Below are 17871 nucleotides of genomic sequence, written 5' to 3'. Positions count from 1 at the left end.
GTTTCAGGTGTGATCACGGGGATTGGAGTTTGTTGGTAAATTGGTGCTTATTAATTTCAATTGTTTTTTGTTTAACGGATTAAACAATTTGAATATGAAGTGAACGATATTGCCGTAACAATAATTAACTGGTACGTTAGTAACCACATTAAAAGAAAGGATTCTAAATAATGAAACTCAACCAAGTTTTATCAGTTGTTAACCAAGTAGAAAAATCAAAATTCATTTCATGCCTCGATCGTCTTTGTTCTGATGCCGCTAAAAACAATAAAAAACTAGCGAAAACAATCGATAATATCGACGGTCAAATTAAAAATGCCTCAGGTAGTGAAATTACTCAACTGTTCAATACTGTTCGTGACTTCTTCAAAATCTCTGTCCAAGAACAAATATTAATGAGTAGCGCTCAACTTAACTTATTGGTGAATATTTTAAGTCGAGACGGGAATGGTGTAGCAAGAATTAGTTGGATAGAGTCGCTTTACGAAAAAGAGTGGGCTGAATTATCAAAGCTTTCAAAAGAGCTTAAAGAGTGTATTCAACAAAACTCAGCAGAGGGTATTTTAGAAAGAAATCGCGCATTAAAAATTTATCATGCTTGTATGAAAGAAGCATATTTCAATGACGAAAAAAACAACCGAGATACTAAAGTTACAGACGATGAGCGCAGTATTCTTAATGTGCTTTCTAATGAGTTAAACCTTACAACAGATGAATGTGCCGCAGTAGAGCACCTAGTTGATATTATCCCTCAAAATGGTGTGTTAGATGCCTTAAATAGCCTAAGAGATATAGGGCTGTTATTTATAAGTAAAAAACGCCAAGAAGTGTTTATTCCAGATGAAATTGTAACTTTACTTAATGAAATTCAAGGCAAGGATTTAGCCGATAAGTATGTACTTAGAATACTTAGAACACTCACAGATGCTGAGCTTTCGAATGCGCTTAAAGCCCATGGGCGTAAAATTAGAGGTGTAAGCCGCACTGATAAAATTCAAACAATTATTCACTCAGGGATTAGCGCCGCTAAATTATTATCGGACGATATTCATAATGTCGAAGATAACCAAAATCAACGTAAAGAACGCCTAAAGCAGTTGATACAAGACCTAGAAATTGATACTGAAAAATTAGGCACTACTTTAGATGAACGTATTGGTTTAATACTGTCATCATTATCAGGTGCTACAGAAAAAGAGTTTGATTCACTTAGCGCCAGTGGTTTTAAACAACTTCTAAAAACACTAGAAGAACACTTCCCAACGATGCAAGCTGTACTAAAGGAAGCATTTGAACTTGAAGCTAATGAATTAATTGACACTGAAAAGCTGCGTGCTTTAAGTATTACGCCACACGACATTTTATATTTACTATCAAATGATGAAGTAAGAGAAGTTCGCGACAGCATGGGGCTTTCTAGGCGTGGCAATGCACGTTTTGCTATTTTAGAAAGCTTTGCAAACGCGACAGATAAGCTAATAGAGAACTATGACGCACTAGCACGTCGTGATATTAACGCATTAAGAGAAGCTGGCGCAGATGTAACAGAAGCTGATATCGGCATTAAATTTGAAGAAGTTACAAAAGCCATTTTTGAACTACTAGAGCTTAATATTGATGAAGATCTCCGTAAAGATTTGAACACCACTAAAGATAAAGCCGATATCGTAATTTCACTCAGTGATAACGACATAATTATTGGTGAAGCAAAAACCTGTAAAAATGGAGATTTCGCTAAATATTCAACAACGTCTCGCCAAGTAAAAGCTTATGTAACCCGTGCTGAAAACCAAGGTAAACGAGTGGCGCAGGTATTAATAATTGCCCCTAGCTTTTCAGATGATTTCATCGAATCAGCCGAAATGGATACCGAAGTTAATATTTCATTGTTAGAAGCACATGGCCTTAAGTTAATACTTGATGCATACAAGTCAAAACGTAACCCAAGTTTTGCGCCTAAGCTATTGACTAAAGGTGGTTTGTTGAAAGCTGAGTTAATAGCGAAGAATTTATAGCTCTTAAAGTTTATGGATATTCAAGGAAAAATATGACTACCACGACAGTACATAATCCAGATCAATATATGTATGACTTTCGCCATTTACTAACGCACAATAAGAAGAAAATAGGAATCCTAATCGGTGCAGGAGCACCTGTTAGTATTAATACTGCCGCCCCAGAAGCCCCAAGAAAGCCTCTTATACCAGATATAGCTGGATTAACAGATCTTGTGTATCAGGGTTTAGATGCTGTTTTAGAAAAAAAAGTATTTAATGCTTTAGAGAAAGATCTCGGTGTTAGAAATATTGAATTAATACTTTCTCGGGTACGCTCCTTAGCTGAAGTAATCGGTTTAACTGAAGTATATGGTCTTAATGCCGAAGGTTATGAAAAGTTATCATTCAAAATATGTAGTATAATTAAAGTCATAGTAAGCAAGGAGTTACCAGATGTTGATAATCCTTATAGCCACTTAATTTCATGGATTAATGGTATAAACCGTGATTTCGCAGTTGAGCTGTTTACAACAAACTATGATTTATTATTAGAAGAGGCAATGGAGAGAGTGAGAACCCCATATTTTGATGGTTTTTCAGGCTCCCGTAATGCATTCTTTGACCCATCTAGTATTTCAAGTAATGATTTACCAGCCAAATGGATTAGGCTATGGAAGTTGCATGGATCAATTAATTGGTCAAAAAATAAAAAGGGTGAGGTAATCCGAGGAAGTAGCAATGATGTAGATACGATGGTTTATCCTTCCCATATAAAATATGACCAAACTCAATCAGCTCCATTTTCAGCTTTATTCGATAGACTTAAAAATTTTCTTCTTGAACCGGATACTCTTCTTTTAACAATCGGATTTTCGTTTGCTGATGCGCATATTACGGCCAAGTTAGATGAATGTTTATCGGAAAATAAATCTTCAGCAATATTTGCATTTCAATATAAAAAATTAGACGAAGAACTTCATGCAACTTGCGCAGCTTTAAGAACACCAAATATAAGTGTTTATTGTTCTGATGGTGCTGTTATTAATGGAATAAAAGCACCTTGGGCAATAGGCCAATCACCGAGTAAGAATTGGGATGTCATTAGAAGTGAATATTGGATGAAAGATTCATTTAAGTTAGGTGACTTTGTTACCTTTGCAAAATTTTTAGCTAGCTCAGGTGGTTCTTCAATCCGTTTACAAGAGCTTTTGTCGGAGGGTAAAAAAGAAGATATGGGGTTTGCTGATGATTAAAGTTCCAACCTTTTTAGGAAATATAACATCGGTCTCTGGTTCTTCTATTTTTGTAGAGTTAACACCACAGGTTGTTTCCGGCTTATTAGTTATTGAAGGAAAAACACATAGGATCGGCCAAGTAGGTAGCTTTGTTAGGATACCACAAGGTTATAACAGTCTTTATGGCGTAATATCAGAGACAGCGGAACACTCATCTGATAAGAATGACCAAACTACCAGTAGAGTAATTAAAGTTGAGCTAGTTGGTGAAGCTATTGGTAGTGATTTTGAGCGTGGAATTAGTCAGTTCCCTTCAATTTCAGAAGAAGTACATTTAGTCACTGAGGCAGACTTAAAAAAAATATATGGTGCTGGAGAGCTAGGACAAATCATAATAGGCAAGCTTTCAAGCTCAGATAGTATTGATGTAAGTATCGATTTAGATAGCTTAGTCAATAAACATAGCGCTGTGCTTGGCTCTACAGGCTCAGGGAAATCGACAAGTGTTGCCAGTTTATTAAGAGCAATTATTACCTCTCATACTCCGAAAATTTTAATGCCATCCGCTAGAGTTGTTCTTTTTGATCTGCATGGCGAGTATTCATCAGCTTTAGGTGATATTGCGAATGTTTTTACCATTGATGGTGAAAAAGGTACTGAAAATTTATTTATACCATACTGGTGTGTCGCTCCTGAAAGCTTGATTGAATTTCTTTGTGGCAATACCCAAGACCTAAAAAATAAATTTTTAGACTTGATAGTGGAAGAGAAAAAAAATTTTCTTAATAACAATCCGAAAATTAACTTAGACCCAAACAAAGTAACAGCGGCAACACCAATTCCATTTAGCTTAAAAAAAATTTGGTATGACTTATATATATTTGATTCAATCACTTGGAATGATAAGGAAATGGAAACACCAGCCTTTATTGATGATGGGAAAGGTGATATCGATAATTTAATACCTCCAAAATTTAGACCTCCTAATACTTCAAATAATGGTTTTACAAAAAAAGGAGGGGATAACAAATGGAAGAAAAACCTTGAGAATATGCGTTCTAAGTTACTTGATAGCCAATATAACTTCTTCTTATCACCTGGAGATTGGACACCGGACACAGGCTACAAATCAAAGAAAGACTTACCAGATTTGATTAGATGTTGGATAGGCGATGATAAACCGATCACGATATTAGACTTATCCGGAATGCCATCTGAGAGGTTGGATCTTTTACTTGGATCAATGCTTGATATTCTCTTTGAGGCAGCAATTTGGAGCAAAAATTTAGATGCAGGTATGCGCTCAAACCCCTTATTACTTGTTATGGAAGAAGCACATCGTTATCTATCGACAGAGAATAGTGGTTTATCTAAATCAATGGTGAGAAGAATTGCAAAAGAAGGTCGAAAATTTGGAGTTGGCTCAATGCTAATAAGTCAAAGGCCTTCTGAGATTGATGAAACTATCCTTTCGCAATGCGGAACTCTATTTTCATTAAGAATAAGCAACTCAGCAGACCGTAGTAGAGTTAAGGCGGCAATGTCAGATAGCCTTTCAGGTATAGTTGATTCTTTGCCTGTTTTAAGGACGGGAGAAGCCATAGTGACGGGGGAGGCAGCAAAGTTACCTATGCGATTTAAGTTTAGAATACCTAAGGATGGTCAATTTCCAAACAGTCACGATCCTCAAGTATCTGAAAGTTGGACTAATGTAAGAAAGGCTCATGATTTTAAAGTTTTGGTGAATGCTTGGCGTTCTCAAAGTACAGAAGTTAAGTGACTAATAGCTAAAGAAGAGTAAATAATATGGAAAGAGAACCAGTAGAATCAAGTAATTTATTATCAGTTGGGTATGACGAAAATAGTTTAACTCTCGAAATTGAGTTTAAAAGCGGCGTTTATCAATATTATGATGTACCACAGTATATTTATGAGGAATTAATTAACTCAAATTCTTTAGGGTCATTTTTTCATAGACTCATCAAGAGTGAGTTTACCTGTAGTAAAGTTTAAAGAGAAAAGTATGTCTGAAAATAATACGCAATTGATTGATGTACAGACGTTAATCAATGACTGGATAACTAGATTACATAATGCTCAAAAAGGGCATTATACTCGTTCTGAAACTTTATACCTTAGAGCTAACTTAACGGGATACGCATTAATCATTAGCTCAACAATAGTTACAGCGATGTTGTTTATGGAAGCAAAAGGTTTGTTGAAGAACATCATGGTTTGTATGAGCATTTTGGCAGCTGTTTTATCTGGTGTGGTTTCTTTTGCTAGGTTTTCAGAGCAAGCGGAACAGCACAGATCTACCGCTGGTTGTTATGGGAAACTAAGGAGACAACTAGAAAAACTAAATATTGAAAAAGATTTAATTGAAAGTGAAAAGCTTGATTATAAGCTTAAAATACTGAGAATTGAGTGGGAATATACTTCACAAAATGCACCGTTAACGCCCTTATCCGCGATTGAAAAAAACAGTTACAAGATACATTTAGAACAAATTACCTGTGTGTTTTTAGGTGGTCTTTTAGTGTTTATTGCTAATTTTTTATATTGCACACTAAGCTAACTCCAAGCCACTCGCCACCGTACATTTCAGTAAATTGCTCTATTGAATTAAAGTCCGTAGAGTAATTTCCTTCAGCGGGGTCATACCAGTTACCACTGCTATTGCAAGCTATGTAATGTGTATTGCCATTATTATAAGAAATTGCATAAATGGTCACGCAGTTAGAGATCGTAGATACAGAATTATTTATATAAATATTAGCTTTTAGATTCTTACAGAGTAATTCTATTTCATTCGGGTAAGTCTTCTTTAAATTTTCAAATTTTGATTTATCTTTAAATAATACTGCTACGTTTAAATTATATTTTTCAAGTGCATAAAACATAGCCGCTAGAGAGTTAAGTCCATTTTTTTCAACATATTGAGATGGCTCATCGATATCCAAGATGCCAGTTATCTGATAAACATAATCTGCAAAATTGTTTAAGCTAATATTAAAGGGAATATTTAATGCTTTTCCATTAAATTGATTGGCTTCAATGTTAAAACGATTTATACGGAGCGATTGCTTGGGGGGAAAAAGGCCAAAGCAAGCTAAAGTTGCTGCGACGCAGTATGCTCCGCATGAGTTACTTTCATTTTTTTGTACTAGTTCAGGAAGTGTCTTAATTTGTAAGAGTGTAGAGTTTTTCATATGTTTTCGCTTAGTATCAATAGTTAAAATGTGAACTGAGTCAGAATTTAACCAAAATTGTAGTCCATCAACCAACAGCCAATTTCCCAGCCCCATGCCACATTTTACTTGGCATGGGGTTTGTTAACTCCCACGTTATATTCATTGGCTGGCTGCCGTTATGGCTTTGGTATTTAACCTCGCCGTAGTTTACAAATCCCATAGTTCTGCCGTTTTCGTCTTTGCCTTGTTCTCGCACAAATAACAGGATGGTTTTGCCAGTTTTTTGGTGCTGAATATAACTAAGGCCACGGCCGTGTTCAGGGCGAGCGCTGTTTTGCGTTTGCCAATGGAATAGGGTGGGGCTGATTGCGTAATCGTGATACAGCGTGGTGGGTGAGTAGGTTTTTTCACACTTATTAAGCGTTACAAATAATAGCTCTAGATTTTGGTTTTTAAACTCTAAAACGCCTTCGCGGGCTGTCGATTTTTTATCAAACGAGTGCGCTCCAAATGCAGAAAGTATTTGCTGGCGCGTGTAGCGGCTGTGCAATTTTATGGCGTGATTAGGTAAACACGCTAAATCGCTTTCTTGTTGGTGAATGCGGTTTAATAAAAGCGTGATTACTTGTGCAAGTTCGTGCTGTAACGCTGGATGAATAAGCGTTTGTAAGCTTTGTTCAAGCGTTTTAAAGCCTAAACTTGTGCCAGTGGAATCCCAAAAGTTGTAATGCGCCATAAGTGCGTACTGTTGGTTTTGTGCTGTTGGCATAAAGCTAAAATCGTTATTACATAAATCACGTAAAAAGCATAAGTAACTGAGCGAGTCGCAGCCGAGTAATTGGGTGTTGATTGCGCGGTAATACGCGGCGTAAATATCGGCTTGCTCTGCAGGTATTTCACCGTCCTTTAACCAATGCCAGCCGCCGATCCTACCGTCTTTTGGTTTGTATATATCCTCAAGCGTGACTTGTGGGTTTATGCGTAAAAAGTTACTTAGCGTTAGCGCGTCATTGGTATGTTGCGAATAGCTATTTATAAGCTGCTGTAAACGGCGTTTAGAGTTTATAGCTTGCTGAATATTTTTTAATATTGTTTGTTGTGTGCGCTTTTGTAACTCTATACGGCAACCTAGCGGTAGATGCGGGAAGTTGTTTTCGATTTCGGTTTTTATTGGCTGGTTACTTTTACCAATGAGTGCGCGGAATTTACTCGCAAAGTCATATTCTGGGCGAGCATTGCCTACAAAGTCGAGTACGGTACAGCACTGCTTTTGGCTGTTATCGGGCAGGCGCAAACCACGGCCTAGTTGCTGCAAAAACAGCGTTAGGCTTTCAGTCGGGCGTAAAAATAACAGAGTATCAACCTCTGGAATATCGACACCTTCGTTAAAAATATCAACTACACAGAGTATTTGTATTTCGCCTTGGCGCAGTGCTTGTTGCTTAGCCGCGCGCTCATTGGTGTTTTTGCTGGTGAGTACATCGGCGTTTATGCCTGCTAAGTTAAATTTAGAGGCCATAAATTCAGCGTGTTTTTGGCTTACGCAAAACGCGAGTGCTTTAATAGCGTGAACATTGGTTACGATATCGGCAAGGCTGGATATAATTTTGTTAGCGCGGTTGTTTTCACCTGTATAAAGGTTACTTAGCTCGCTTATATCGTAACGGCCGCCTCGCCATGTTATTTGGCTTAGGTCGGTGTCGTCATCTAGTCCAAAGTATTGAAATGGGCATAAATGGCGCTGGTTTATTGCCTCTGGTAAGCGAATTTCGGCGGCTATTACGCCACAAAAATCATCGAGTATATTTGCACCATCTTGTCGCTCTGGTGTTGCGGTTAAGCCAAGTAATATTGTGGGCGTAAAGTGGTTTAATATAGCGCGATAACTGGCAGCGCTTACGTGATGTACTTCGTCTATTACTATGTAGTTGTAATAATCGTGAGTTAAATTTAGCGATTCAATTTGGCTGTTCAGCGTTTGGATTGATGCAAATAATTGGTTGTAGCGTTGTGGTTTGTAGTTACCTACCCACAGCTCACCAAAGTCGTTATTTTTAAGCACACCACGGTAAGCGCTTTGCGCTTGTTTTAGTATTTCTTCGCGGTGGGCTACAAACAAAAAGTGTGCGTTTGGGTTTTTGTCGTAAACGGTTTTAAAGTCGAACGCCGATATTATAGTTTTACCTGTGCCGGTTGCGGCAACCACTAAGTTTTTAAAACGCTTATGTACGCTGCGCTCAGCACTTAGCTTTTCTAAAATAGCGAGCTGATGCGTTTTTGGTGTTATATCAAAATAAAATAGGCTGCTTGATTGCCCAACACCGCGTTGCTCGTTAAGTGAATTAATGAGCTTTTCTTTACACTCAACAGCGCCTGTAAATAGCTCGAAGTCTTTTGATTCCCAGTAGGTTTCAAAGGTACTTTTGGTTTTGGCTATTATGTGTGGGATTTCTTGTGCGGTAATTTTTAAGTTCCATTCAAGGCCGCTGGTAAGCGCCGAATGCGATAAGTTAGACGAGCCAATATACCCTGTATGAAAACCCGTATTACGCATAAATAAGTAGGATTTAGCATGTAGGCGTTCTTGCTGATTGTTATAACTTAGCTTTACTTCGGTATTTGGTAGGTTTGCTAAAAACTCAACGGCTTTAGCATCCGTTGCGCCCATGTACGAAGTAGTAATAACTTTGAGTTTATTGCCGCTTTTGGTAAACGCTTCCAGCTCATTTTTAAATATGCGCAGCCCTGTCCATTTTATAAATGAGACCAACCAATAAATAGTGTCGGACGATTTTATCTCGCGCTTTAGCTCGGTTTCGAGCGATATACCTGCATTAGCACCGCTAAATAATTCGCTTTGTGTAAGGCCTGTGAGTGGGAATATATCGCTTGAGTAATCTTTAAGGTTGGCCGCAATAGGGTTTTGGGTATTAAATAGCGCGGTAAGTATTCGGCCTTGGCTGTCGATAAGATTTTCGTTGATTAGTTCGTCATCACGAATGTGATCTTTAAGCCAAAGTACAAGGTTGTTGGCAAGGTCAATTTGTTCTTCTAAGCGCTTTTTTGAATTAGGGATTGCATCAATCGCATGTTCAACAAGCTTACCTAAAAAGCGTGAAAGCCATGTTGCGGCTTCGGCCGTTTCAAGCTGGCGCTCACCTACATAAAATTGATCACGATTTAAGTTTTGCTTAATTACTTGCGTAATTAACTGCTCGTAAATACCAATTTGCTGCATTAAAACCACTCCCTGTTTGCGAACATTCAGTTTACTAAAAAATGCAATGTAAACAAGCATTAACTCATTGTTGAACTAAAGGCTGGTGCTAAGACAACACCCCGTGATCACACCAGAAATTGAATTAATGATGAGTAATAGCTGCGCATGGATGCGCGATAAAGCGTAGCTTGGCCATGGATGGCCTATCTACGCTGATTACGTTCATATCATTAATTACAATTGAAGAAACAGTGTGATCCTCGGGGCGCTGTGAGATTCCAAAGAGAGGCCAGCGTTTGCCTTTCTTTGGTTGCCGTCGCCAACGCGACATATAACTAATATTTGCAATTAAAAAATCGTATCATGATTTAAATTTTGTTCAATTACTTGCGTAATTAACTGCTCGTAAATACCAATCTGCTGCATTAAAGCCACTCCCTGTTTGCGAACATTCAGTTTACTAAAAAATGCAATGTAAACAAGCATTAACTCATTGTTGAACTAAAGGCTGGTGCTAAGACAACACCCCGTGATCACACCAGAAATTGAATTAATGATGAGTAATAGCTGCGCATGGATGCGCGATAAAGCGTAGCTTGGCCATGGATGGCCTATCTACGCTGATTACGTTCATATCATTAATTACAATTGAAGAAACAGTGTGATCCTCGGGGCGCTGTGAGATTCCAAAGAGAGACCAGCGTTTGCCTTTCTTTGGGTGCCGTCGCCAACGCGATATGTATAAATAATTTGCAATTTAAAAGCCCAAGTGCGAGGTAAACTCCCGCCTACAATTCAAAAGTTGCGCTTTTGGTGTCAGCAAACTTAACGCCTACAAAATTACTTTTACTTTTACTATTGCGCTAAAGCACGACTTACCAATTCCCCTAAACTATCTGTTTCTATTTTATATCCAATCCCTTATATTCACTCTAGGAGCATAAAGGAAGAAAGTACTCAATTTAAGGATAAATAATGATTAAATGGATTTTATTGATACTACTTGGTCTATTTACTTCTTTCCCGCAAGCATACGAACCTTACTCGCAAGGGCATTGCGATAGTATTGAAAAAGAACGTGAAACAATACGTTCACGGTTGCGTCAAGGCTATAGAGTGAAAGAAGGTGAGCGATTAAAAGCACGATTCAAATCTTTATTTGAAGAACTTGCAAAGCATTGTGATAACCCCAAACAAACCAATCGAACATATCAACGGTCTTCCGTTTATAGCACTAGTAATAACGCGTTATTACACACAAAAATGCCGAATATGCAATTTTATAGTGATAGCTATAACGACCCAGGTAAGCTTAAAGCTTGGTCTGAGTTTTATACTTTACCTAAACGTTGCCGAGCTAAGGGAATGGAGTCATCCGATTTTGTATGGTGCAGTGAGTACCGCGGTGAGCAAAAACGATTATTTGAAGAGCAGTGGAGTAAGCGGCCATAAATATGTTAAACACACAATGGCGAGTGCTATTTGTATTTATTGTGCTGTTAATTGCATCGGCACTTATTGCTAATCATTTGACAGGACGGGTATTTAATTATCATGATCCTATTGGCAGTGTTAGGGCTATTTACGAAGATATAAAAACTAAAATCGAAATGGCTGAAGAGTCTGAACTAACCGCTATTAAAACGATTGCCGCTCCGTCACTTTCTGCTAAAACTGCAATGCAAAAACATTTACCACAAGCCGACACTACGCGCTGTGTAGATGTGTCATTAGGTAAGGTTAAATATAAGCGTAATGGCAATATTTACACTTGGACAGATAGTAATGGCGTGCCACATTTTAGTGATGAAAAGCCTGACTTTGAGGCCGCAACACTCGACACAGACTTTGTTGAGCCGCTCGATTACTTTGAATTAACGCTACATGCAGCTAACTTACCGCCCTCGTTTACTGAAGAGTTACGTATAAAATTGAATACTGTTTTTAAGGTGTATGGTCAAATTATAGGTGTTGATGCATTAAAAAAAGTAAGGTTAAATTTAACTGTATTTGCAACACGAAGAAGCTATGAGCAAGCAATTAAACTGCGCGGGGCCGATCCAACAAACACCGATGGTATGTATTTTCATTCTACCAACTCAGCTTTAATAAATTATAGAAATGAGCAAAGTGCTATGCGCACAGCGGTACACGAAGCGGTGCATGCGGTTAACAAAGCAATATTAGGCTCTACTCCTCGCTGGCTCAATGAGGGGTTAGCTGAGTATTTTGAATATACCAAAAACAGCATGCAACTAGTTAGTGTTGAGCCACATCCTGGCTGGGTAAATAATAAGCGCGTAGCGCAAAGTGTTTTTACTATTAATTGGTTGATAGGTTTAGATGACACGTGGCAAACAGGCGATGACACTAAACTTTATGCGAGCAGTTGGGCTGCTATATATTTTATGATGGATTCTAATAAAGGCAAACAGTTTTTAAAAAGCATCATGCTAGCCGAGCAAAAATCGCCATGCAGTAAACTCACTGCAGCAGAGTTAAAAAATATGCTGTATCAGCATTTTCCGCAATTGGATAAAGACTATAGACAATGGTTGAAAACCCCATTTAGAAAACAGAGTTTTTAAGGAGTTATGCAAAGCACTACGCGAATTAAACTCGGATCTAAAAACAAAGCGCGAGGTAAACTCCCGCCTACAATTTGAAGGCTGACGCTGAGATATTTCCCCGTGATCACACCCGAAATTGAATTAATGATGAGTAATAGCTGCGCATGGCGGAATTTTGTTCCCGACAAATTCCAAGTACCTAAATCCCTTTAGGCAATGCGCGATAAAGCGTAGCTTGGCCACGGATGGCCTATCTACGCTGATTACGTTCATATCATTAATTACAATTGAGGAGATAGTGTGATCCTCGGGGCGCCGTGGGGTTCCAAGGGGCGGTCGGCGCTTTAACTTGGTAAAGAGCGCCCCTTGGTTGCCGTCGCCAACGCGACTTTTTCTTTAGTTATTTAGATTGTTTATTAATTTCTTCAACAGTTCTAATTACAGCTTTTTTTAAAGCGCTGCGCATAACTTCGTTAGTTAATTGATCTAATAATGTTTTATGGAGAACTCCCATACCTTCATTATTGGCCATAGTTGCATCAAATAATTCACGTGTAATTAATTCTTCCCCTAGCTTATTTACTAATGAAAGTGAAAAAGAAACATTTCTATTGCAGTCTAAAGTCCATGCACCATGACAATTAACATCAAAACTCATAAGGTCTGCAGAAATTAACATTTCTACTTGATTATTTATTGCGATATTACTTAATAGCTTCGCATCACTAGATGCAGGTATTATGTCAATCTTTTTTGCATTTACACCTAAAGATTGAAGCTCATTAATAAAGGCATTTCTTATAAAGTCAGCAACTCTTACAAATTCCTGTCCATCACTTGTCATGCCGATTGTTGCAGGGCCCATCCGCATAACTGCTTTTTCTGCTAATTCATCTTTAACAGTGGCAAGGTTTCTTTTATCTCTCCATTGGGTTACACCAATAGAGTCGATATTTTTAACCTCAACATTTTCAATTGTTTTTTTATGGTATTCCACAGGGAATGAGTTTTGTATAGTACAACCAGATAAAATGGATAAGAAAGCGGCAGTTATAGTGAGTTTCTTTAACATATATTTATTTCCATATAAGGGTAAATATCGCACTTTTACCAAGTGCAAACCTAAAAGCTTTGATTAAGCGCCATGATACACAAATTTTTATGAAAATAAGATCAATACTTTCAAATGGCTAAGTTATATTATAAATTTTATAACTAAAACCGAATTGGCACAGTCTCGTCACAATTCCCGCACACTAATGAGTAACTATCCTTACGCTTACTTGCTTTAGTATGGGCGTTAGAACATTGCGGGCAAGGAGCTTTCATTGGTGTATTAGCTTCGCAAATGCCACAGGTAACAAAGTAACCATAGCGACCAGAACGTGGTTGTAAACTGGCTGAGCTATTACACTGTTTACACGTTAAAACTATCTCTTTGCTTAGTGTTACTTCAGGCTCGGTCTGTGCCTCAATAACAGGTTCAGTATGCGTTACTACTTGTTGATAGGGCGGTTTAAGTTCATTTATTTGTGTCGTGGCATTTGAATGATTTTGTGAACTAAGTGATATGTTTTTCTCTAAAATAAATTGGCAAATTTTGCCCAAACTTTCTTCGTTAAACCATGGTCTAACGTTAGTGGATAAAAAATGTAAAGCATTAGGTGTCGATGCGGGTAGTTTCATCATTTGTAGTAGTTTATCAGCTATGAATTCTGATTTAACTAACCGCTCTTGTGTTGCTTTTGGTGTGTGATCCCTGTTGATAATAGCATTGCTCGATATTGCACAAACACTTTGCCATTCTCGGCCACCAAAGCCTTGTTGTAGTTTACCAAATATTTTTGGCAGTAATAATGGGGCATTGGCTCGTAATAGGCTTTTTAGTACTGCTAGTTGTAGCTCAACTTGCTTTATTGGTGAGGGCATACCTTGCCAGTTACCACGGTAACTTCGGCTCCATTCTTGATGTTCATTAATCGTTACTTCCCCTGTAATGCTTTTAGATTCGATGAGAATAAAGCCGTAGGTATATACAATAAGGTGGTCTATTTGAGCTGTTTCGTCGTTGTGTTTAAATTTGAGGTCGTTAAACACAAAAACTTGAGGGTGATCTTTAAATGCACGGCGTAAATAAAATGCCACGTCGAGCTCTTGTTTTTGGCCTGCTTGTATTTTTGCAGAGTTACTGGTGGTGAGTATTTTATCTTTTAAAATCATGAGGCTTCCATTCAATCATGCGTGTGGATAGGATATCACTGATGTACCTAATAGCAATACGATTAAGGCTTTAATGTTGATTAGGAAGCTTTAAAGTCATCGACAACGCGACATATAACTAATACTTGCAATTAAAAGCCTAAACGCGAGGTAAACTCTTGCCTACAATTTAAAAGCTAGGCTTTTCGCGTCAGCAAATTAAGTGTTGATAGCTACCTTACCCAATCTATTATTAAATGTCGTATGTTTGCGTTGTTAAGGTGTCGTATATTTGCTATATTTAATACAAGAAACGAGGGTATTTATTATGACAATAGCAAGTAAAGTAACAACAAGAATAAACCGCTCAAAGCGTTATGTTTTTGATCGTGCTGATTTTGCAGATATTGCTGGTTACGACCAAGTTGGCCGGGTATTAAAAAAGCTGGTTGATAATGGTCATTTATTGCGTATTGGTTATGGGCTTTACACTAAAGCGAGAGAAAATCGCATTACGGGTAAGTTAATGCCGGCATCTCCTGCGGGAGCTGATGGTGTTATATTAGAAGCGATTGAAAAGCTAGGTGTTGACTACAAATTTGATGAGTTTTCACAACGTAGTATCAATGGTGAAAGCTTGCAAATTCCAGCGTCTCTGAAAATAATTACAAATAATCGCTTTAAACGCAAAATTGTCGTAAATAATAGTGCTATTAATGCTAATTGATAGTGACCTGTTTTTAGATGTTGCCGATGCTCTTGGTATGGGTAACCCTGCTATTGTTGAAAAAGATTATTATGTTGTTGCATTACTAAAACTACTTTCTGAATTGTCTTTTGATACGCACTTATTGGTTTTTTCTGGTGGTACCGCATTAACAAAGTCGGGCATTAAAACTCATCGAATGTCTGAAGACATTGATATTAAAATCATACCTACAGATGTGTTTGCTAATATTTCAAAAACACAAAAAAGAAAGGCTAGGAAAGAGTTACATCTTCAATTACTTAATGCCATTAGTCTGCACAACTCTTTTTCGGTAGAAAACCGCCCTACTATTTATGATGAATATCGTTATCAACAAATTGATATACGTTATCCTCAAGCACATTCAAAAGTTCCATGCCTAAGGCCGTTTATTAAGTTAGAGCTGATAGAGACCTTGCTTTATGATCAAGTAGTGAGTAGAGATATATGTTCTTTAATGAATGAGGTCACTCAAAAGCCTCCTGAAGTTGCGCTAATGGGGTTTTCGAGTATTAAGAGTACACAAGCGGAAAAGCTAGTCTCTATGTTGAGGCGAACAGCAAGTTTTGCGCGCGATAATATAAGAGATGATGATCCTGCATTAATACGCCATATTTATGATACGTATTATATTCAACAAGCTGGGCTTGCGAGTGCTTCTGGCGTAATGTCTTTGGTAAGTAAAGTTATTGCGGAAGACTTAACGCGTTACTCAAACCAACACGCTGAATTTATGAAAAGTCCGATTGCTGAACTGAAGTTTGGCTTAAGCTTACTACAAACCAATACATTATATGAAGAACGCTTTAACAAATATGTAGTACCTATGGTTTATGGGAATAATAGCCTTAATTGGCAGCAAGCATTTGATGTATTTAAGTTATATTGCAATCAAGTGTTAAATAACATAAAGCTTTAACTGCTGTCGCCAACGCGACATATAACTCAAATTTGCAATTTAAAAGCCCAAGCGCGAGGTAAACTCCTGCCTACAATTTAAAAGCTGCGCTTTTCGCGTCAGCAAGCTCAACGCCTACGGTAATCTATACTTTACTTAAGGGTCTAAAACTAATTCAAATGAGTCATAAGTAAACTTTAGGTTACTTATGGTTTCCTGCCTGATTAATTACAACTAAAAGTAAACTTAATTTGACTTTTAATAGCTGTATTCTAATATAAAGCATATAAGTAAACTGTAGTTGACCTTTAATGAGTAACCCCCCTGTAAAAAAAACACTTGGAAGAGTGGTTAAACACACTGAAATGCCTGATTTATCTAAGTCATTTTCGTCAGTGTTACTCGCTGAAGCGATCACTTCAAAGCGAACCGGTATGAAGCTTACGCTAGTTGATGTATCGCAAGCACTAAACATTTCGAAGCCTACGCTGATAAAAATAGAAAAAGGTGATGTTAATGTGCAGTTTTTTAATGTGCTTAAAGTGATGGAGTACTTGGGATTGTCGTTTAGCCTTGTTAGTGATGACGCGTCGCACCACAATAATAAAGAGGTGAACGATGAGCAGTGGTATTAAACAAAATAGGTTAGACGTGTTTATTGGTCATACGCAGAAGATAGGTGCGATAACTCTTGATATAGGCTCTGAAAATGAAATGTTAATTGATAGTGACCTGTTTTTAGATGTTGCCGTAAAAATCAGTAATGAGGCAATTAGCTATACTATTCGCCTCATTGTGTGAGGCGAATAATAATTGTATGTGTGGTACTAAATTGCAAACTGAAAGGTTTGCGTTAGCAATGGCTGTATATTGGCATTTCCCCTACGCTTTGGATCGATGCTAACAAATCCCCAAAATTCTAAAAAGCGATTGATGAATCGAGATTCAATCAGTCTGCCTAATAGCTCACTCGGACTTGAGTATTGAGACGCTGGAGCGTGACTAAGTAACGCAGGGAATGCGGTAATGACTTCGTCAATTAGTTGCTCGACCGAGGCATGTTTTTGTAGTCGCCACAGCATAAATAGCCAAAATGCGCGCAGATCCACGCTATCGGTAAAGCTGTCGAAGTAACGCCAATTGTATTGCATGATGGCGGCTTCGAGCATAGGGAGGTAAAAAGCATTAATCCCCTGGGTTTGATACAGCTTTTGCACCGATTTTTTAATATGAAAATGGCCACTTTTATAGTAAATAATACCGGCAACATCAGCCAAAGTACGCGTGTAGTGTAGGGCGTTAAACTTATCTTCGTTACTGCCTGCAAATTCACTAATACTGATATGGATGGGGTATTTAGAAACAGCAAAGTTAGGTAGTAGCTCAGAGGCTTGTTTGACTAATTTAGCAGGTAAATTGCCTTTAGCCGTTGCTTTAATTGAGCCGCCTTGTTGCATGGCTTCAGTAAAAATTAATGCTAAATAGCTCATCACTGGGCTACTTGATAAATCTGCTGGAGTATTAAAAGTAACTTTTGTTAATTCGTTGAACGGGGCATAGAGCCAATTAGATATTTGCGTTGGGCAAAGCCCGCAAAAATCACTATCGGCTTGGTTGTTTCGCGCAGCTATTGTTTGTTCTGCGACAAGGTTTAGCTCATCTAAACTTAACTCTGGATTCATGGCTAAAGTTTGCGTTATGTCATCAAATATTTGTGCATGCTGTTTAGTAGATACAGTGTTCATACAACAATGTTTGTGCTTTTTGCCACTGCCACATGGGCAGGGATCATTTCGTCCTAGTTTCATTT

At 37.9% G+C, this 17871-nt stretch carries 16 protein-coding genes; 11 read left to right on the top strand and 5 right to left on the bottom strand.

The features are described from left to right. Nucleotides 1-170 precede the first annotated feature (170 nt). The 5 genes from RB215_RS17805 to RB215_RS17785 are packed head-to-tail and all read left to right on the top strand — an operon-like array spanning nucleotide 171 to nucleotide 5810. A complete protein-coding gene (locus RB215_RS17805; protein WP_309217318.1) occupies nucleotides 171-2015 on the top strand; it encodes a hypothetical protein in 1845 nt (614 codons plus the stop codon). Between the two features lie 32 nt (nucleotides 2016-2047). Beyond that, nucleotides 2048-3250, top strand: coding sequence for an SIR2 family protein (locus RB215_RS17800; protein WP_086995449.1), 1203 nt, complete (start codon nucleotides 2048-2050; stop codon nucleotides 3248-3250). Beyond that, complete coding sequence (locus tag RB215_RS17795; RefSeq protein WP_086995446.1) at nucleotides 3243-5012, top strand: ATP-binding protein; 1770 nt, start codon at nucleotides 3243-3245, stop codon at nucleotides 5010-5012. The genes RB215_RS17800 and RB215_RS17795 overlap by 8 nt, the downstream gene beginning before the upstream one ends. Nucleotides 5013-5038: 26 nt before the next feature. Next, nucleotides 5039-5245 carry a KTSC domain-containing protein gene (locus RB215_RS17790; protein ID WP_086995443.1) on the top strand — a complete coding sequence of 69 codons (207 nt, stop codon included), beginning with the start codon at nucleotides 5039-5041 and terminating at the stop codon, nucleotides 5243-5245. A 10-nt stretch (nucleotides 5246-5255) separates the two neighbouring features. Further along, nucleotides 5256-5810, top strand: coding sequence for an SLATT domain-containing protein (locus RB215_RS17785; RefSeq protein ID WP_140391180.1), 555 nt, complete (start codon nucleotides 5256-5258; stop codon nucleotides 5808-5810). Here the strand turns inward: RB215_RS17785 and RB215_RS17780 are convergent. Both RB215_RS17780 and RB215_RS17775 read right to left on the bottom strand, forming a co-directional pair. Next, entirely contained in the window at nucleotides 5782-6444 is a 663-nt protein-coding gene (locus RB215_RS17780; protein WP_309217314.1) for a hypothetical protein, read from the bottom strand. The two genes, RB215_RS17785 and RB215_RS17780, sit on opposite strands and share 29 nt — an antisense overlap. 67 nt (nucleotides 6445-6511) lie before the next feature. Beyond that, on the bottom strand, nucleotides 6512-9664 hold the full coding sequence (locus RB215_RS17775) for a DUF3427 domain-containing protein (RefSeq protein WP_309217312.1): 3153 nt from the start codon (nucleotides 9662-9664) through the stop codon (nucleotides 6512-6514). A 957-nt stretch (nucleotides 9665-10621) separates the two neighbouring features. Between RB215_RS17775 and RB215_RS17770 the strand changes: the two genes are divergently transcribed. Next, entirely contained in the window at nucleotides 10622-11098 is a 477-nt protein-coding gene (locus RB215_RS17770; protein WP_089369050.1) for a hypothetical protein, read from the top strand. Between the two features lie 2 nt (nucleotides 11099-11100). Continuing rightward, nucleotides 11101-12234, top strand: coding sequence for a DUF1570 domain-containing protein (locus tag RB215_RS17765; protein WP_089369051.1), 1134 nt, complete (start codon nucleotides 11101-11103; stop codon nucleotides 12232-12234). A gap of 382 nt (nucleotides 12235-12616) precedes the next feature. Here the strand turns inward: RB215_RS17765 and RB215_RS17760 are convergent, their stop codons facing one another. After that, nucleotides 12617-13288, bottom strand: coding sequence for a hypothetical protein (locus tag RB215_RS17760; RefSeq protein WP_089369052.1), 672 nt, complete (start codon nucleotides 13286-13288; stop codon nucleotides 12617-12619). Between the two features lie 143 nt (nucleotides 13289-13431). Continuing rightward, entirely contained in the window at nucleotides 13432-14436 is a 1005-nt protein-coding gene (locus tag RB215_RS17755; protein ID WP_089369053.1) for a nuclease-related domain-containing protein, read from the bottom strand. 307 nt (nucleotides 14437-14743) lie between these two features. Between RB215_RS17755 and RB215_RS17750 the strand changes: the two genes are divergently transcribed. From RB215_RS17750 to RB215_RS17735, 4 genes are all read left to right on the top strand, one after another. Continuing rightward, nucleotides 14744-15142, top strand: coding sequence for a DUF6088 family protein (locus RB215_RS17750; RefSeq protein ID WP_011329741.1), 399 nt, complete (start codon nucleotides 14744-14746; stop codon nucleotides 15140-15142). Continuing rightward, a complete protein-coding gene (locus tag RB215_RS17745; protein ID WP_193038940.1) occupies nucleotides 15132-16082 on the top strand; it encodes a nucleotidyl transferase AbiEii/AbiGii toxin family protein in 951 nt (316 codons plus the stop codon). Before RB215_RS17750 ends, RB215_RS17745 begins: the two co-directional genes overlap by 11 nt. Before the next feature lie 290 nt (nucleotides 16083-16372). Next, nucleotides 16373-16696, top strand: a complete 324-nt coding sequence (locus RB215_RS17740) for a helix-turn-helix domain-containing protein (protein ID WP_086996891.1) — start codon at nucleotides 16373-16375, stop codon at nucleotides 16694-16696. Continuing rightward, nucleotides 16680-16862, top strand: coding sequence for a hypothetical protein (locus tag RB215_RS17735; protein ID WP_086996888.1), 183 nt, complete (start codon nucleotides 16680-16682; stop codon nucleotides 16860-16862). The genes RB215_RS17740 and RB215_RS17735 overlap by 17 nt, the downstream gene beginning before the upstream one ends. 26 nt (nucleotides 16863-16888) lie before the next feature. Here RB215_RS17735 and RB215_RS17730 read toward each other — a convergent pair whose 3' ends face one another. Beyond that, nucleotides 16889-17869: a YecA family protein gene (locus tag RB215_RS17730; RefSeq protein ID WP_086996885.1), complete on the bottom strand. Its 981-nt coding sequence runs from the start codon at nucleotides 17867-17869 to the stop codon at nucleotides 16889-16891. Nucleotides 17870-17871: the final 2 nt, after the last annotated feature.

It is taken from the genome of Pseudoalteromonas sp. HL-AS2 (assembly GCF_031198805.1).
Lineage (GTDB): Bacteria > Pseudomonadota > Gammaproteobacteria > Enterobacterales > Alteromonadaceae > Pseudoalteromonas > Pseudoalteromonas nigrifaciens.
The sequence above is the reverse complement of the archived record's forward strand: the minus strand, read 5'-3'. Positions and strand labels throughout refer to the sequence as shown.

Excerpts from the sequence above, each read along its gene's own strand:
- RB215_RS17805 (WP_309217318.1), top strand. The coding sequence starts at position 171 with ATGAAACTCAACCAAGTTTTATCAGTTGTTAACCAAGTAGAAAAATCA.
- RB215_RS17800 (WP_086995449.1), top strand. The coding sequence starts at position 2,048 with ATGACTACCACGACAGTACATAATCCAGATCAATATATGTATGACTTT.
- RB215_RS17795 (WP_086995446.1), top strand. The coding sequence starts at position 3,243 with ATGATTAAAGTTCCAACCTTTTTAGGAAATATAACATCGGTCTCTGGT.
- RB215_RS17790 (WP_086995443.1), top strand. The coding sequence starts at position 5,039 with ATGGAAAGAGAACCAGTAGAATCAAGTAATTTATTATCAGTTGGGTAT.
- RB215_RS17785 (WP_140391180.1), top strand. The coding sequence starts at position 5,256 with ATGTCTGAAAATAATACGCAATTGATTGATGTACAGACGTTAATCAAT.
- RB215_RS17780 (WP_309217314.1), bottom strand. The coding sequence starts at position 6,444 with ATGAAAAACTCTACACTCTTACAAATTAAGACACTTCCTGAACTAGTA.
- RB215_RS17775 (WP_309217312.1), bottom strand. The coding sequence starts at position 9,664 with ATGCAGCAAATTGGTATTTACGAGCAGTTAATTACGCAAGTAATTAAG.
- RB215_RS17770 (WP_089369050.1), top strand. The coding sequence starts at position 10,622 with ATGATTAAATGGATTTTATTGATACTACTTGGTCTATTTACTTCTTTC.
- RB215_RS17765 (WP_089369051.1), top strand. The coding sequence starts at position 11,101 with ATGTTAAACACACAATGGCGAGTGCTATTTGTATTTATTGTGCTGTTA.
- RB215_RS17760 (WP_089369052.1), bottom strand. The coding sequence starts at position 13,288 with ATGTTAAAGAAACTCACTATAACTGCCGCTTTCTTATCCATTTTATCT.
- RB215_RS17755 (WP_089369053.1), bottom strand. The coding sequence starts at position 14,436 with ATGATTTTAAAAGATAAAATACTCACCACCAGTAACTCTGCAAAAATA.
- RB215_RS17750 (WP_011329741.1), top strand. The coding sequence starts at position 14,744 with ATGACAATAGCAAGTAAAGTAACAACAAGAATAAACCGCTCAAAGCGT.
- RB215_RS17745 (WP_193038940.1), top strand. The coding sequence starts at position 15,132 with ATGCTAATTGATAGTGACCTGTTTTTAGATGTTGCCGATGCTCTTGGT.
- RB215_RS17740 (WP_086996891.1), top strand. The coding sequence starts at position 16,373 with ATGAGTAACCCCCCTGTAAAAAAAACACTTGGAAGAGTGGTTAAACAC.
- RB215_RS17735 (WP_086996888.1), top strand. The coding sequence starts at position 16,680 with ATGAGCAGTGGTATTAAACAAAATAGGTTAGACGTGTTTATTGGTCAT.
- RB215_RS17730 (WP_086996885.1), bottom strand. The coding sequence starts at position 17,869 with ATGAAACTAGGACGAAATGATCCCTGCCCATGTGGCAGTGGCAAAAAG.